The organism is Vibrio navarrensis, from assembly GCF_015767675.1.
In the GTDB taxonomy this organism is placed as follows: domain Bacteria; phylum Pseudomonadota; class Gammaproteobacteria; order Enterobacterales; family Vibrionaceae; genus Vibrio.
In genome coordinates this window covers 1,699,373-1,715,786 of record NZ_CP065217.1, presented here as the reverse complement: position 1 = coordinate 1,715,786, position 16,414 = coordinate 1,699,373, and the positions used below count along the sequence as shown (strand labels likewise).

The 16,414-nt window shown below is 47.2% G+C and carries 16 protein-coding genes; 7 read left to right on the top strand and 9 right to left on the bottom strand.

Going from position 1 to position 16,414, the window contains the following annotated elements:
- Window positions 1-13: 13 nt before the first annotated feature.
- A complete protein-coding gene (tnpC, locus tag I3X05_RS07865; protein WP_337971133.1) occupies window positions 14-1,546 on the top strand; it encodes an IS66 family transposase in 1,533 nt (510 codons plus the stop codon).
- Here tnpC and I3X05_RS07860 read toward each other — a convergent pair.
- Window positions 1,536-1,904: a transposase gene (locus tag I3X05_RS07860; protein ID WP_337971132.1), complete on the bottom strand. Its 369-nt coding sequence runs from the start codon at window positions 1,902-1,904 to the stop codon at window positions 1,536-1,538. The two genes, tnpC and I3X05_RS07860, sit on opposite strands and share 11 nt — an antisense overlap.
- Window positions 1,905-1,933: 29 nt before the next feature.
- A complete protein-coding gene (locus I3X05_RS07855) occupies window positions 1,934-2,422 on the bottom strand; it encodes an IS630 family transposase (protein ID WP_193158308.1) in 489 nt (162 codons plus the stop codon).
- 93 nt (window positions 2,423-2,515) lie between these two features.
- Between I3X05_RS07855 and I3X05_RS07850 the strand changes: the two genes are divergently transcribed.
- Complete coding sequence (locus I3X05_RS07850) at window positions 2,516-3,655, top strand: ISAs1 family transposase (RefSeq protein ID WP_337971131.1); 1,140 nt, start codon at window positions 2,516-2,518, stop codon at window positions 3,653-3,655.
- A gap of 284 nt (window positions 3,656-3,939) precedes the next feature.
- On the opposite strand, the gene katG is transcribed toward I3X05_RS07850, so the two are convergent.
- The gene (gene katG / locus I3X05_RS07845; protein WP_337971130.1) at window positions 3,940-6,114 is read right to left on the bottom strand and encodes a catalase/peroxidase HPI; all 2,175 of its coding nucleotides are present in this window, start codon (window positions 6,112-6,114) and stop codon (window positions 3,940-3,942) included.
- A gap of 412 nt (window positions 6,115-6,526) precedes the next feature.
- On the opposite strand from katG, the gene I3X05_RS07840 reads away from it, so the two are divergent.
- A complete protein-coding gene (locus I3X05_RS07840; protein ID WP_337971129.1) occupies window positions 6,527-7,963 on the top strand; it encodes a 6-phospho-beta-glucosidase in 1,437 nt (478 codons plus the stop codon).
- Window positions 7,964-8,025: 62 nt separating this feature from the next.
- On the top strand, window positions 8,026-9,030 hold the full coding sequence (locus tag I3X05_RS07835) for a LacI family DNA-binding transcriptional regulator (protein ID WP_337971128.1): 1,005 nt from the start codon (window positions 8,026-8,028) through the stop codon (window positions 9,028-9,030).
- Window positions 9,031-9,120: 90 nt separating this feature from the next.
- Here I3X05_RS07835 and I3X05_RS07830 read toward each other — a convergent pair whose 3' ends face one another.
- From I3X05_RS07830 to I3X05_RS07820, 3 genes are all read right to left on the bottom strand, one after another.
- On the bottom strand, window positions 9,121-9,831 hold the full coding sequence (locus tag I3X05_RS07830) for a glycerophosphoryl diester phosphodiesterase (RefSeq protein WP_045570306.1): 711 nt from the start codon (window positions 9,829-9,831) through the stop codon (window positions 9,121-9,123).
- A gap of 305 nt (window positions 9,832-10,136) precedes the next feature.
- On the bottom strand, window positions 10,137-10,625 hold the full coding sequence (locus tag I3X05_RS07825; RefSeq protein ID WP_045570307.1) for a hypothetical protein: 489 nt from the start codon (window positions 10,623-10,625) through the stop codon (window positions 10,137-10,139).
- Window positions 10,626-10,869: 244 nt separating this feature from the next.
- Window positions 10,870-11,103: a hypothetical protein gene (locus I3X05_RS07820; RefSeq protein WP_045570308.1), complete on the bottom strand. Its 234-nt coding sequence runs from the start codon at window positions 11,101-11,103 to the stop codon at window positions 10,870-10,872.
- Window positions 11,104-11,341: 238 nt separating this feature from the next.
- On the opposite strand from I3X05_RS07820, the gene I3X05_RS07815 reads away from it, so the two are divergent.
- Both I3X05_RS07815 and I3X05_RS07810 read left to right on the top strand, forming a co-directional pair.
- Entirely contained in the window at window positions 11,342-11,731 is a 390-nt protein-coding gene (locus I3X05_RS07815) for an AAA family ATPase (RefSeq protein ID WP_337971127.1), read from the top strand.
- A 171-nt stretch (window positions 11,732-11,902) separates the two neighbouring features.
- On the top strand, window positions 11,903-12,748 hold the full coding sequence (locus I3X05_RS07810) for a DNA ligase (protein ID WP_337971126.1): 846 nt from the start codon (window positions 11,903-11,905) through the stop codon (window positions 12,746-12,748).
- A gap of 7 nt (window positions 12,749-12,755) precedes the next feature.
- Here I3X05_RS07810 and I3X05_RS07805 read toward each other — a convergent pair whose 3' ends face one another.
- Both I3X05_RS07805 and I3X05_RS07800 read right to left on the bottom strand, forming a co-directional pair.
- Window positions 12,756-13,757, bottom strand: coding sequence for a DUF3080 family protein (locus I3X05_RS07805; protein ID WP_337971125.1), 1,002 nt, complete (start codon window positions 13,755-13,757; stop codon window positions 12,756-12,758).
- Window positions 13,758-13,839: 82 nt separating this feature from the next.
- Entirely contained in the window at window positions 13,840-15,210 is a 1,371-nt protein-coding gene (locus tag I3X05_RS07800; protein WP_193157994.1) for an MATE family efflux transporter, read from the bottom strand.
- Window positions 15,211-15,455: 245 nt separating this feature from the next.
- Between I3X05_RS07800 and I3X05_RS07795 the strand changes: the two genes are divergently transcribed.
- Window positions 15,456-16,070, top strand: coding sequence for a riboflavin synthase (locus I3X05_RS07795; protein WP_045570313.1), 615 nt, complete (start codon window positions 15,456-15,458; stop codon window positions 16,068-16,070).
- A 37-nt stretch (window positions 16,071-16,107) separates the two neighbouring features.
- Here the strand turns inward: I3X05_RS07795 and I3X05_RS07790 are convergent, their stop codons facing one another.
- A complete protein-coding gene (locus I3X05_RS07790) occupies window positions 16,108-16,311 on the bottom strand; it encodes a CPXCG motif-containing cysteine-rich protein (protein WP_039426480.1) in 204 nt (67 codons plus the stop codon).
- Window positions 16,312-16,414 lie beyond the last annotated feature (103 nt).

Genomic DNA, 16,414 nt, shown 5'->3' with positions numbered 1-16,414 from the left:
TATCATCAATGCCATGAAAAAGACGCCAAATATCAGCCCAGAAAGCCAAGATGTTGCCGAGCTACAAGCGATGGTGAAAGCGCTGTTGGCGTCAGAAACCCAATTGAAACAAGAGCGCCAATCGCTGCTTGAACAGCTTAAACTTGCCTTCGACCGTCAGTTCGCTAAACGCTCGGAGGCGTTAAAGCCTTACAATGAATCCCAAGGTGACCTCTTCAACGAAGCGGAGTGTGAAGCTGCTAAAGAAGAAGAGGTTGACGTTGTCACAACGACCATCACAACGAAGAAACGCGGTAAACGCAGACCACTGCCAAAGAGCTTGCCTCGTGAAGTTATCGAACTCGATTTAGACGACGATGAAAAGCAGTGCACTTGCTGCCAACATAGTCTGCATAAAATCGGTGAAGACCGTAGCGAGAAACTTGAGTTCACGCCAGCGGTACTCAAAGTGTTGGAATATGTTCGTCCTAAATATGCTTGCCGCCAATGCGAGCAAACAGAAGACAAAAACCACGTTGTTCAAAAGCCAGCGCTGCAAAGCATTATCCCTAAGAGCTTCGCGACAGAAAGCTTGCTGGCCAATATCATCCTCGGCAAATACCAATACGCGATGCCACTTTACCGTCAAGAATCCCTGTTTACCCAGTCGGGTATCGAACTCTCACGAACCACCATGGCAAGGTGGATTATCCAAGTCAGTGAGAAGTTCGCTCCACTTTACGCGGCCTTAAAAACGCACCTACTTGAGCAAGTGGTGATTCAGGCGGATGAAACGCCGCTCAATGTCCTCAAAGAAGATAAACAGTGTTATATGTGGCTTTACTGCTCGGGCGCAGACTCGCCAGATGCCGCCCTCCCTAATGTGAGAAATATCGTCTTGTACGACTATCAAAACAGTCGAGCTAGGGCGTGCCCTGTTGCCTTCTTGGGGGATTACAGTGGTTATCTACAAACCGATGGCTATGGTGTTTATGATGGGCTTCATCTCGTCACCAATGTCGGTTGCTTCGCGCATGCTCGGCGCAAGTTCATGGAGGCGAAGAAGCTTCAAGGCAAAGGCAAGTCAGGTAAAGCGGATAAAGCGCTGGCCAAAATCCAGAAGCTTTATGGAATAGAATCACGCTTAAAAGGTGAGTCTGCGGAAAAACGAAAAGCAGAGCGCCAAGAGCATGCTAAGCCGATACTGGATGAGCTTTATGAATGGATGACAACTCAGAAAGTGCTTGAGTCTAGCCCGCTGGGTAAAGCGATAAAATACACGCTCGGCCAATGGCCGAAGCTCACCCGCTATATCGATGACGGTCACTTATCGATAGACAACAACCGAGCTGAACGCGCAATAAAACCGCTGGTTATTGGGAGAAAGAACTGGCTCTTCTCGACCAACCCTAACGGGGCGGAAGCGAGCGCGATGCTTTACAGTATCGTCGAGACAGCGAAAGCCAACGGCCTTATCCTTTACGACTACATGGTCAAGTGCATGCAGGAGTTAGCGAAAGCGGAACCTGATATCGATGCACTCCTGCCTTGGAACTTCAAACACTAACAATATCGCCCCGTGGGTTCATGGGGCGGATACGGAGCTTGATGATACTGACATTGCTAAACGGTTCTGCAATGTCATTGGTATGCCAACTCGCCCCATCCATAATGATGAAGGCATGACGCCCTTTCTCTGTGACAGCCGATATTTGCTTTAAATGCTCGATCATGATCTCTTTATTAACCCAAGGAACGATCATCGCTTCGCCAATCCCTCTCGCGGGACAGACAGAGCCAAACAGATACGCATATTCAAATTGTTGTTGCTTCACGGCTCTGGGACGTGTTCCTTTCTCTGCCCATAACCGTGTCGTCGTGTTTTGTTGCCCAAATCTGGCTTCATCTTGAAACCAGACATCCACATGCTCTAAAGCGATATGTCCTGGGATCTTCAGGATCGTTTCAATTTTGAATTTTTTTTAAAATCGTCTTGGACTTCTTGAGATTGCTTGGGGTGTTTTGAGCGGGAAGTTATCCATGACAAGCCCATGTGCTCGAGCAGGTAATAGATAGAGTCAGGGTGGTAGTGCTGGCCAAATTCTTTCACGATATAAGCGTGGATGTCGGCCCCAGTCAGTCGTCCGCCTTGTGTATCATTGGCTTTATCTTTTATGTATTGGCTCAACTGCTCTCTTTGCTCAAAAGTTAAGAAGGGGGGTCGTCCCGTTCTTGGCTTTTCCTTCAGCCCTTCTAATCCTTCTTCAAGAAAAGTGTGAACCCACTTATTAACACTGGTTCGGCTCACCATAAGAAACTTGGCGATTTGGGTGCGAGAGTGTCCCTCTTTGAAATGAGCGAGGGCCAGCAATCTCATTTTCATCTGAATAGATTTCTGCTGGCTTGCGAGCTTTTTAAAGTCGATATTATTGAGACTGTCCATAGCGAATAAGTTTTATCGTTGAATGGCCTCAATTAGATCACATTTTTACTTATATTGGTATAATACCTCCATAGACAAATTGGAGGTCAAACGATGAGTAACCAGCACCCATTTATGCATTTCGATGTCATCCCAGATTACCGTCAACAAGGCAAAGTCGAACACAAGTTAACGGATATCATTTTGTTAACAATCTGTGCAGTACTTTCCGGACAGGATGATTGGAAAGCCATTCATCTTTATGGCACAAGATGGTTAGATTTTCTCAAACGCTTTGGTGATTTTAGTCATGGTGTTCCCTCTGCTATTACCATAGCTCGAGTGATGGGAATGATTAATGCGACACGCTTACAAAAGTGTTTTATCGAATGGATGAAATCATGCTGTGAGCTCACTGATGGTGAGGTGATAGCGATAGACGGTAAAACCGTTCGAGGGTCTTATGATGATTCCCGTGGGCTTGGTGCGATCCATATGGTTAATGCGTTTGCTACAGAGAATGGCGTGTGCCTTGGACAACATAAAGTTTACGAGAAGTACAATGAGATAACCGCTATCCCTGAGTTGCTTCAACTGCTTGATATATCAGGTTTTTTAGTCGCAATTGATGCGATGGGTTGCCAAAAGAAAATCGCGCAAAAGATCCTTGAAAAGAACGCAGATTACTTGCTGGCTGTGAAAGGAAATCAAGGCCGACTAGAGGAGGCTTTTGATAACTATTTTGATATGAGTATGCTACAAAAGCATGATGGTGATTCTTACAGTACTCAGGAAAAATCGCGTGGTCGCCAGGAAACACGATTGGCCTTAGTGAATGAAGATTTAAGAGTTTTGGGCGATCTTGAATTGGATTGGCCAGGGCTTAAAACGATGGGAATTGTGGTCTCCATTCGTCAAGAATCAGCAGTGGCCCAAGAGTCAGAAGTAACGGTGCGATATTATATTAGTTCGAAAGCGCTCAGTGCTAAAGAATTGTTAAATGCTTCACGCTCGCACTGGTTAGTCGAGTCGATGCATTGGATGTTGGATACTGAATTTGGTGAGGATGCTTGCCGTAAACGAGCGGAAGAACGAGCAGAGAATTTCGCAAGGATCAGACAGATGTGTTTAAACATGCTCAAAAGTGAAACGACGCTAAAAGCGAGTATTAAACACAAAAGAGCGATGTGCGCGATGGATCCCGAGTACCTTTTGAAGGTTCTGGGAAGCCTTTATTTACGGGAATGTTCATGATTTTTCCCTGCTCAGATTTCTGTTCGTCACAACCAAGTTTTGCCATTTGATTCCTTCAGATTCAACCTAACGGTGAACCCCTTACATAGGCTAATGGTTCTCGCTCGACTAAGCCCTTAGAGGACTTTCACCTCCTAGTAGATCTCAACGCCATGCTCGGCAAACCATAAAAAAATCGGCCTCAACAATGTTGAGACCGATTATGAGGCCTGCTCAGGATCGTTCAATTACCTAAAACGATGAGCATTACTCAGGTGAGGAGAATTGCTCTATAAAGGTTTGTTTCAGCACAAATCAAATCGATCGGCATTCATTACTTTGGTCCATGCGGCAACAAAGTCTTTGACGAATTTTTCTTTGTTGTCGTCCTGTGCGTACACTTCGGCATAAGCACGTAGGATGGAGTTAGAACCAAACACCAGATCAACACGAGTGGCTGTCCACTTCACTTTGCCGCTGTTACGTTCAACAATCTCGTAAGAGTTGCGACCAGTTGGTTTCCAGGTGTAACTCATGTCGGTGAGGTTAACGAAGAAATCGTTGGTCAACGCACCCACGCGGTCGGTAAACACACCGTGTTGGTTGCCACCGTAGTTAGTGCCAAGCACACGCATGCCACCAATTAGCACCGTCATTTCTGGAGCGGTGAGGCGCAGCAGTTGCGCTTTGTCGAGCAACATTTCTTCCGGTGTGACTACATAATGTTTTTTCTGCCAGTTACGGAAGCCATCCGCGAGAGGCTCAAGCACTTCAAATGAATCGACATCGGTTTGTTCCAGTGTGGCATCACCGCGTCCCGATGCGAATGGTACGGTCACATTGATGCCCGCGGCTTTGGCCGCTTGTTCAATACCTACATTACCTGCCAGAACAATCGTATCGGCGATACTGATGCCTGATTCAGCGGCAATTTTCTCTAATACCGCCAGCACTTTACCAAGGCGCGTAGGTTCGTTGCCTTCCCAATCTTTTTGAGGAGCGAGACGAATACGCGCCCCGTTGGCACCACCACGTTTATCGGAGCCACGGAAAGTACGAGCGCTATCCCAAGCGGTGCTGACCATTTCACTGATGCTTAGACCGCTCGCAGCAATTTTTGCTTTCACCGCATTCACATCATAGTCTTTACGACCTGCTGGAACAGGGTCTTGCCAGATCAAATCTTCTGCCGGAACATCTGGGCCAAAGTAGCGCGCTTTCGGTCCCATATCGCGGTGAGTGAGCTTAAACCAAGCTCGCGCAAACACTTCTGAGAAGTAAGCGGGATCTTTGTAGAAGCGCTCTGAAATCTTGCGATATTCAGGATCGATTTTCAGAGCCATATCGGCATCGGTCATCATTGGGTTGTAGCGAATACTTGGGTCTTCCACATCAACCGGCTTGTCTTCCTCTTTGATGTTGACAGGTTCCCATTGCCATGCGCCGGCTGGGCTCTTAGTGAGCTGCCATTCATAGCTGAGTAGCAAGTAGAAATATTCGTTATCCCAACGGGTTGGGTGAGTGGTCCATGCACCTTCAATACCACTGGTGACGGTGTTTCGGCCAATCCCACGGCTGGTGTGGTTGTTCCAACCTAAGCCTTGTTCGTGCAGTTCAGCGCCTTCTGGATCTGGGCCAAGATTGGCAGCGTTACCATTACCGTGCGCTTTACCCACCGTATGGCCGCCAGCCGTCAGAGCAACGGTCTCTTCGTCATTCATTGCCATGCGAGCAAAAGTGACACGCATATCTTGCGCCGTTTTGAGTGGATCTGGGTTTCCATCCACACCTTCTGGGTTGACGTAGATAAGCCCCATCATGACGGCAGCAAGTGGGTTTTCGAGATCGCGCTGACCAGAGTAACGGCTATTTTCACCGCCAGATTTGGCAAGCCACTCTTTTTCCGAACCCCAGTAAATGTCTTTTTCTGGGTGCCAGATGTCTTCGCGGCCAAAGGCAAAACCAAAGGTTTTGAGGCCCATCGATTCATAAGCCATGTTCCCCGCGAGGATCATCAAATCCGCCCAGCTGATTTTGTTACCGTACTTTTGTTTGATAGGCCACAGCAAACGGCGTGCTTTATCTAAGTTGGCGTTATCTGGCCATGAGTTCAGTGGGGCAAAACGTTGGTTACCGGTACCGCCGCCGCCACGACCATCGGCAATACGGTAGGTACCCGCAGAGTGCCATGCCATACGAATCATCAAACCGCCGTAATGTCCCCAGTCGGCAGGCCACCACTCTTGGCTATTGGTCATTAACGCTTTAAGATCGCGCTTTAGCGCTTCTACATCAAGCTTTTTCAGCTCTTCGCGATAATTAAAATCAGCACCAAGTGGATTGGTTTTGCTGTCATGCTGATGAAGGATGTCTAAGTTTAGCGCTTTAGGCCACCAATCCATATTTGATATACCCGCTGACGTTGCACCGCCGTGCATGACTGGGCATTGACCGCTTGAACCCGCTTTATTGTGCTCCATTGATTACTCCTTGCTTCGCATTATTCCCTTTCAGTTGAAAGTTGCTGCGTGTTGGCCATTTTCATGAGACCCGCACTCATATTGGTGTAGGTGCATAGTTGGCCGTTTTGCGACAACCCCAAGTGTCTGGGGATTCTTTGATGAATTTCATCACTCGAAAGCAGAAAATCAGCTTGTATTCGAATGAGTTGAGATACTGTGTTGACGTTTAGAGTCTAGACACGGATCCCCACTAAGACTAATTAGAATTGCCGATACTTGTGATAGGTAACATTGACCATGGTCATATTGCGGACATTTTGTCTTGTAACCGGTTTCAGAAACCGGTTACATTGTAAAAAAGTTTAAGTTATAGTGTCAGCAGTTTGAACTGGCTAAAAATGAATCGCCAATTTTGTGAGAGAGGTCATCTATGGCTAAGTCTATTTTTCCTAACGATTTTTTGTGGGGTGGTGCGGTAGCGGCGCATCAAGTGGAAGGCGGTTGGGATCAAGGTGGTAAAGGCGTGAGCATTGTTGATGTGCTGACTCGCGGTGCGCACGAAGTACCACGCCGTATTACCGATGGGGTTATGGAAGGCGAATTTTACCCAAACCATCAAGCGGTCGATTTTTATCATCACTATAAAGAAGATATCACGCTGTTTGCTGAAATGGGTTTTAAGTGCTTCCGTACATCTATTGCATGGACACGAATCTTCCCGAATGGCGATGAAGCCGAGCCCAATGAAGCAGGTTTACAGTTTTATGATGATCTGTTTGATGAGCTTTTAAAGCATAAGATTGAACCTGTCATTACGTTGTCACATTTTGAAATGCCGCTGCATCTGGTAAAGCAGTATGGTAGTTGGCTCAACCGCGATTTGATTGATCACTTCACCAAATTTGCGCAAGTCGTGATGACCCGTTACCAGCATAAGGTGAAATACTGGATCACCTTTAATGAAATCAATAACCAACGCAACTGGAAGCTGCCGATCTTTGGTTATTGCAACTCAGGTATGCTTTACGCTGAGCAAGACCACCCAGAACAAGCCATGTACCAAGTGCTACATCACCAATTTATTGCCAGCGCATTAGTGGTGAAACTGGGGCACGAGATCAATCCGGATTTTAAAATTGGCAGCATGATCCATATGATGCCGCTGTATCCTGCCACCTCACGTCCGGAAGATGTGTTGTTGGCACAAGAGTTGATGCGTGAGAAATATCTGTTCAGTGACGTACAGGTTCGTGGCTATTACCCCAGTTATCTGCGCAAAGAGTGGCAACGCAAAGGCATCGAGATTGAGATGCAAGCTGGTGATGGGCAGATCCTGCGCCAAGGCTGCGCCGATTATCTCGCCATCAGTTACTACATGACCAACATTGTCTCTGCAGCGCCAGAACAAGAGGGCGAAACCACCTCTTTGTTTGAAACCAGCCGCTTAAACCCGTATCTTCCAGCGTCTGATTGGGGATGGCAGATTGATCCACAAGGTTTACGTTATGCGCTTTCTGAGTTGTATGAGCGTTACCAAAAACCGATTTTTGTGGTAGAAAATGGCCTCGGCGCGCTGGACACCGTCGAAGCGGATGGTTCAATCAACGATGATTACCGAATTCGCTACCTCTCTGAGCATATCGCGGCAGTCAAACAAGCGATCGACTATGATGGTGTTGAAGTGATGGGTTACACCCCTTGGGGTTGTATCGACTGTGTATCGTTCACCACTGGCGAGTACAAAAAACGCTACGGCTTTATCTATGTGGATAAACACGATGATGGCAGTGGCACCATGGCGCGCGCTAAGAAAAAGAGCTTCTACTGGTATCAACAAGTGATCGCCAGTAACGGTGAAAAGCTTTAAATCGTGTCGGCGGCCTTTGGGTCGCCGCTTAATTTTTGCGGACTCAGTTTGAAGGATTGTTGATGGCAACCATAAACGACGTGTGTAAATTGGCGGGTGTCTCCAAAGCCACGGTATCACGAGTGCTGAATGAGACAGGTCAAGTCAAAGCACAAACGCGTGAAGCGGTACTTGCCGCCATGCAGCAGCTCGGTTATCAGCCCAACAGTTTGGCGCAGGCGCTCGCTACCAATACCACAAACTCAATTGGCTTGGTGCTGCCGCATTTTGAGAGCAGCTATTTTGGTTCGATTTTGTTTGAAGCCGAACAAGGCGCGCAGAAAGCTGGGAAAAAACTGCTGGTCGTGAACAGCAAAAACAGTGAGCAAGGCGAAAAAGAAGCGGTCGCCACATTAGCGGCGCAGCGTTGTGATGCGGTTCTGCTTTATAGCCGTCATTTATCGCAGGATGACCTAGTTGGCTTGCAGCAACAGATACAACGACCGCTATTGATCCTCAATCGGCGTTTGACCAACCCTCATTTATATAGCTTTGGTCTCGATCAGCAGCAGGTGACATCACTGGCAATGGAACACTTGCTTTCACTTGGACACAGACAAATCGCTTGCATTGCGTCGCCATTACAGAGCGAGACGGGCAGAATTCGCTTTCAGGGCTATCAAAAAGCGTTGCAAGATAAGGGTATTGCGGTAAGCACTGATTTGGTGATTGAGAGTAATAACACGCTTGCTGGTGGTTATGAGGCGATGAACAATTTACTCCAAACAGCTGAAACGTTCACAGCCGTTTTTGCCAGCAACGATGATATGGCGCTAGGCGCGATTCGCGCACTGTACGATCACGGGAAGAAAGTGCCTAGCGATATCGCCATAATCGGTATCGATAATGAGCCAGCTGCCGCTTATGCGATACCGAGTTTATCAACAGTCAGCCTGCCGATCGTTACCTTAAGTAAAGATGCGACACTTTGTGCTCTCAAGCTCGCCAACAAGGAAACTGTGCCTGTCGAGCATCGTGTTTACCAAAGCGAATTAGTGATTCGAGAATCAACCGGCAAACAAGGTTGATTCGATAAGAAGTGAACAACAATGCCCACCAACGTTGATGGGCATTGTTATTAAAACAGCTTTGAAACAACCTCTCGAGAGCAGAAGGCGTTAAGAGGTAAAACGTTCAGGGAAATCAGAGAAAATCGCATCGACTTTGTCAAAATAACGAAACTTATCCGGCTGGTTGAGGGTAAAACACCAGATCTGATATCCGCCGCGGCGCAAGTCGAGAATGTGTTTTTCTGTAATCCAGCGATAGTTCAAGTTACAACTGAACGCGTTGACTTCTTTCAGCACTTGTCTGTCGCGCTGCGACAAACGTTCACTTAGCACGGCCAGTCGGTAACCCGGGCAGTGTTTATGTAACTGCAAAATCACCTCATGGCTAAAGCTAGACAGCAAGATTTTGTCGGTAGTGAGTGGGCTATCATCAAGCAATTCTTTGAGATTGCGCACAATTCCACTCAATTCGTGGCGATCGACTTTGACTTCAATGTTTAAGCCCAAATCGTACTCAGCCGCCATTTTTAACAGCGATTCTAATGTCATGATCGGTTCATCATTGAACTTGGGGTCGAACCAACCGCCAAAGTCTAAATCTTGTAATTCTTCCAGCGTGTGCTCATCGACGCGGCCTTTACCGTTGCTACACCGGTCGATCGTGTGGTCGTGGCAAACAACCAAAACGCCATCTTTGGTCGGCTGTACGTCAACTTCAACCCAGCTGAGACCAAGATCAATCGCGGCTTGCACACTTGCCCGCGTATTTTCTGGATAAGAACCTGCCACACCACGGTGGCCGACAATCATTGGAGGCATTGTTTTTCCTTAAAAATCATACCAAAAAGCGGGTATGGATAGCTTGGCGACGCTGTCACAGCAGAAAAGCCACTAGTGTGATTCAAAGCACAAAAATCCATTGTATTTCAGACAGTTCACTCTCTTACAGCGCAGCATATCGCCCTTGCGGTCTTTTGTCTTCAAGCGAAGCGTAATATTTTTCGCTTTCAAACAAATTTGCTTGTTCAGCAGAAACTCGATGAATTGGTAAACTAAATAAGCAAAGGGGTCTGCCTAAAAAGACAAACCCCAAAGTAGAAAGTAAGTTGCCGAGAGTTTGCTAATTACACGCCTGCGCGTTTGAGCAGGCCAGTCATCAGCGCAGAGCTAGAGCGGACTTGCTTCGCCTTATTTCCCAACATTTTTGCCAGCGCAATGTTATTGATACTTTTTGCGATGTAAGACATTGAGCCGTAGAGATCCGTGGCCGATTTAATTTTCGCTTTATCGTTCAGTGGTGCGAGAAGCTGAACCATTTGAGTTCCGCTCATCCCTTTATCGTTCGCGTAACTTTCCACGGCGTTAAGTAGTTGGTCAAGATCGAGCATCGCTTCAGCACTTTCGATGCCTTGCTTTTTCATCTCTTTCTGATTGCGCTTACGCATTTGCTTGATAATAAAAGAAGGCGTGTTGGCTTTTTTGTAAACCACGTAACCAAGCAGGGCAACCACAGCAATACCCCCTAAAACATAACCCCAAACTGAACCTGAAGATTCAACCACAGGTTGTAGGGTTTCGACGGTATACTCCACGGTAGTTGGTGCATCAGACATAAAAATTACCTTTGAAAATGGCTTCGGTTTGGAAGCGTAATACTAAAATTCACTGGCGCAGGCTCGCATTGCGGTGCATCAAATTAATATGAATAACCCTCTCCTGAGAGAGGGTCTGCTAACTCATACTGTGATCATTGGGATTTGAACGGAAATAACAAGCTAACTTGCTACAAATTGTAAAAAAGAGTCGCCCTAAATCACATTTTCCTTGTGTGAATGAGCAAAAAATCAACAGTAAAGATTATTTTCGACTGGCATTGCGCTCCGTTTTAACGCTGGAATAACGGACGATCTCATCCACCAGTTCACGTATTTCTGGTGGCGTATAGTGAACCGCTTGTCGATTGCTGCGAGACTGAGCGGGCGACTGTGCCAACTCACGTTTGGTCGCTGGTTTGTGTGAACGCTGGATCACCTGATACAAGCTGTCCGCACCTTCAATGATCTGCCATCTTTTATCCCAAAAACTGCCCATACTGGTGCCTCCTATGTTTCAATTTGGTGCAACACTTTGTTTAAAAAGGGCGAAGTACGCCGAATTTATCCTTTGAAACGAATAGGGCAATTTTCAGGCCAAAGTGACATGGTTCTAAATTATTTTACTTCTGTTCAATTGATTAGGCTTAACCAAAACGCCAACTCTTGCCACAAGTATGTATAATCCTGAGCAGTTTATTTATCTTCCAAATCGGCGTCATCACGAGGTTACTTCAATGACAAAGGCAAAATTGACGTTAATCCGTGGATTACCGGGTTCCGGCAAAAGTACCTTGGCGCAAAAGCTGGCGAGAGAACATCAGGCGATACACATTGAGACGGATATGTTTTTCGTCGATGCAAACGGAGAGTATCACTTCGATCCGCAAAGACTAAGCGAAGCGCATCAATGGTGTTTAGCGCGTACCATTGAGCTTTTACAAGCTCAGCAGCATGTGATTGTCAGTAATACATTTGTACGCCACTGGGAACTAGCACCCTATCGCCGATACGCCAAAGAGAATCACATTCCACTTGAGGTTCTGGTTTGCAAAGGAGAGTTCGCTAGCGTTCATCAAGTGCCAGTACAGACGATAGAGAAAATGCGTAAAATTTGGCAAGACTAAACTCAAATCCGATTTAACGTGCTATGTCGCACCTGCGACTGAAATACGATGTTTGTCACAGCCGGAACTACAAAATCAGCCTCGCAATAGTAATATATTCAACTTGCCCAAGATGAACAATTCGCACCCAATTTGATCCTTGAAAAATGATAACTTATGAGGATTTATGCGATGCGTCTTACCATCTTAGCTTCCTGCCTATTGGCCACTTTCGCTACTTCTGCTGAAGGGCTTTCTCCACCGCCAGAGGCAGATATTGTGCTGGCTGAAAACTACCAAAGCGGAATTAACATCGATGAGTACTGGTACAGCGAAAAACTGGATGGCATTCGTGCCTATTGGACAGGGGAGCAGCTCCAAACTCGCAGTGGCAAAAAAATTCACGCACCAGCCTGGTTTGTGCAGGCACTGCCCAACTATCCGTTAGATGGCGAGCTTTGGGCGGGGCGAGGTCACTTTCATCTTGTGCAGCAAACCGTGTTAGATACTAGCCCGATAGACCAAGCATGGCAGCAAATTCGCTTTATGCTTTTTGATTCGCCACATACCGCAGGCGACTACCGCAAGCGTTACCATCACATCACTGACTTGGTTCGGACAATGGATGTTCAACATATCCAATACGTTGAGCATCTGCCGATACAAAGTGAACAAGCGCTGTTTGCACACTTAGATGAAATAGATCACCAGCAAGGAGAGGGGATAATGCTGCGTAAAATCAGCAGCCGCTACCAAGCGGGTCGCAGCTCCGATCTACTTAAACTCAAGCGTTATCAAGACGATGACGCGGTGGTGATTGGCTATAAGCCCGGTAGTGGGCGCCTTATGGGTAAAATGGGCGCCATTTTGGTTCGGCTGGGGGATGGAACAGAATTTTATATCGGTAGCGGGTTTACCGATGTGCAACGCGAAACGCCACCAGCGATCGGCAGCACCATTACTTTTCGTTATAACGGCCTAACCCACAATGGCATTCCTAAGTTTGCTCGTTACTTGCGCCAGCGTGTTACTCAATAAGCGCGGACTATTGAACAGGGTTCTGGCAGCGCTGAAAAAGCTGCTGCCAAAACTGAATGTGTTGTAGATTGGCCTGGCGAAATTCTTGATGAGCTTCTTGGAGTCGATATGCCGAGTTTTGCTCTTCAAATGACGTAATGATGATGGGCAAATGGTTACTCAATTGATAGTAAGCTGCGTCAAGGTCGGCATTATACGCTTGAATCGACTTTATGTAGTATTCATCAAAAACGTTGCGCAGGTAGTTAAAACGAGTCTGATCCCGATTAGCGCCGCAGTGAATTGAAGAAATATGCTTCGATAGCATCTCAGTGGTGAGATTCAGCCAACGTGTTGAGCGTTGTAGCGAGTAGTACAAAGCACCAATCAGGGGGGCTCTCTCTAAAACTTCTTGGTAGGGGTAGACTGACAGAGTAAACGGTTCACCCGCCTTGGCCGCGGCGTCTATCTGCGCAAAAATCGACAAGGCGTCATGAATTTCACTCCACTGGCTTTGTTGTCCCTCCATTAACCACTGATGACCACTGAGCTGCTTTCTCATCGCGTCACTGGTCAAGATTAAGTTTCGCAAATGGATGGACAAATGACCCTGTTTGATGTTGGCAAGATCTTCCAGTTGCTTCCTCAAACGAGCCGAGAGCGAGTCGGACATCAGGCAGTGACGTAGCGTATTACTTAAACGTAGTTGATAGTCGAAATCTTGGAACTGATCCCAAACTTTTCCAAGCGACGAGTTCTTTTCAGCAACGATTTGAAAAAGGCCACAATCACTCAACTCATAACTATCCAGTAAACCGAGAGATAAGCGAGGCAGCTCGCTGTATAGCCGTCTTTTATCCTCAAGTGTGATGGCAAATGAGGAGGGAGGTGTTGGCGCATCCACCTCAAGAACGTTGGCCAGACGCTCTGCATAGGTGACAAAACGATCTTCGATACCGCCATTGTCAGTGCAGGCAGTAAGCACAAAGAGAGCAAATAAGAGTAAGCAAACACGCTGCAACATAGTCATCCTCAATAACCTTCCACGCTTAAGATAGTATAAAGCCGGCATCCGCCGGCTTGAAGAGTGGGGTCAATAACTGGGTAGATAGCTATTTTCCTACCAGTTGCAGCTGTATGTCGTCACTTTGCTTGTGCAACCAATGCAGACGTAGTCCCAACATTAACGCTGCCGCTGAGAGGCCGACGATGAAACCAATCCAAAAGCCTTGCGCTCCCATGGGTTCAACAATCCAATCGGTAATGCCAAGCACATAGCCCGTTGGTAAACCCAGCAACCAGTACGCAATAAACGTACGGTTAAAGATGGCCTTCATGTCTTTGTAGCCACGAAGTGCACCTGCCGCAATGACTTGAATCGCATCCGTGCATTGATAGATGGCCGAAAACAGCAGTAGTTGCATAGCGAGATGGATCACCGCTTGGTTGTCGGTATAAAGCAATGCAATCGGCTCACGCAGCAGCACAGTTGCCGTCGCCGTGAGTACCGCAGTGAGTAGCCCAACCATCAGACCAACGTGGGAAGCCACTCTCGCGCCTTCAGTGCTGGCTTCGCCAAGCTTATGACCAACGCGAATGCTGGTCGCCGCGCCAATACTCATTGGTAGCATAAACAGCAAGGAGGAAAAGTTGATCGCCACTTGGTGGGCTGCAACCACCACAGAGCCGAGCGGCGCAACCATCAACGCCACAACGGCAAAAAGAGTGACTTCAAAAAACAGTGCGGCGGCGACAGGGAAACCAAGTTTAAAGAGTTTGATTTGAGCACTCAGATTAGGGCGATACCAAACATGGAATAGCTTCACCTGTTTGAGCCTTTGTGACGTCGTCACATAAAGCAGCAACATGAAGAACATGATCCAGTAGACAATGGCCGTCGCCACCCCACAACCGACGCCACCGAGCGCAGGCGCGCCAAGTTTGCCGTAGACAAACATCCAGTTGAGCGGAATATTGAGCAGCAAACCGAAAAAGCCGATGACCATCGCTGGTTTAGTCAAAGAAAGCCCGTCGGTCAAGCTACGCAGTGTTTGAAACAGCAAAAACGCAGGCACAGCAAAGATCACCGCGTGGATATAACCTACGGTTTTGGTGGCTAGTGCGACTTCGACATCCATAAGGCTAACAATTCGTTCAGTCTGAAAAAGCACCGCGATGATAGGCACACTGATAAGCAGTGCCATTACTGCGCCTTGCTGGATTTCATACGGCACATTGTCGCGTTTTCCGGCGCCATTGAGCTGAGCAACAACTGGGACCAGGGCCATCAATAGTCCAATGCCAAACAGAATTGAAGGAAACCAAATGCTTGACGCAACGGAGACGGCTGCCATATCGATTGCACTCACGCCCCCGGCCATCACGGTATCGACAAAACCCATACCGGTTTGTGCAACGGATGCAATGAGTACTGGTGTTGCTAGCCTGACGAGGCTGGATGCTTCTTTCTTGTAATTTTGCACGTCTACTCCACTAGATAGGTAAATATGTTATAAGGTCTTACTGCATTTCCGGGGCAGACAAAGGCACGTAACCTATGGAGTGGTTGAGCTGATGAACATTCAGCACAGGTATCATTTCGGGAAAGTTGTCTGGTGTTGAGCGTAGGCCAGAACAATGAGTATGATTTTTTTGAAGCCTCCGGAATATTGATCCAGGATAATAATGGAATCTTAAACTACGCGCTAGAAAAAAGAGGTTGCATAGCATGTTTACAGGCATTGTTCAGGGAATGGCAGAAGTGGTCATCATCGATAAGAAAGAGCAATTTCAGACTCATACACTCCGTTTATGCAATGAAATGTTAGAAGGGTTAACAATCGGTGCATCGGTGGCCCACAATGGCTGTTGCTTAACCGCGACTCGCATTGACGGTGAACTGGTCAGTTTTGACCTCATGCGGCAAACCCTACGACTGACCAACTTGGGTGACTTACAACCAGGCGACAAAGTGAATATTGAGCGAGCCGCGAAGTTTGGTGATGAAATCGGTGGACACAGCATGTCAGGCCATATCAGCAATACCGCTGTGATCGAAGATGTGATTGATAGCCCCAATAACCGCACCGTTTGGTTTAGCTTGCCAGAGAAGCAAATGAAATACGTGCTCGAAAAAGGTTTTATTGGTGTGGATGGCAGCTCGTTAACTATCGGTGAAGTCACAGAGAACCGTTTTTCTGTACATCTCATCCCAGAGACATTAAATCGAACTCTGTTTGGCGTAAGAAAGGTTGGAGAGCGAGTGAATATCGAATTTGACCCACAGACCCAAGCGATTGTGGATACCACTGAACGCGTGTTGGCGGCGAAAGGTCTGGCTTAACAACACACCGCCACGTTTATGTGGCGGTAATCTTCTCTTAGAAAACCTGCTCGTCGTCGGCGTCTATCGTTAGTTGAATGGTGTCTTGCATTTCGTCCACCATCATATTGAGGTGGATTGCGTGGCAACAAGCTGGGCAGTCATCGTAGAAGTCTTGACTGCCATTGCTGGCGTCTAATGTAATACCGATAAGATGCCCGCAATGAGGGCACTTGATGTGTTTTTCAGTGTAGTTACGCATACTTCTTTTCCTTACGTCTATTCTGGTTTGTGTCGGCAAACGTGGCGCGTGACGAAATGCTTGCTATCCAAAGCGCTCAAAAGCAGGTTTATTTGTACACAAC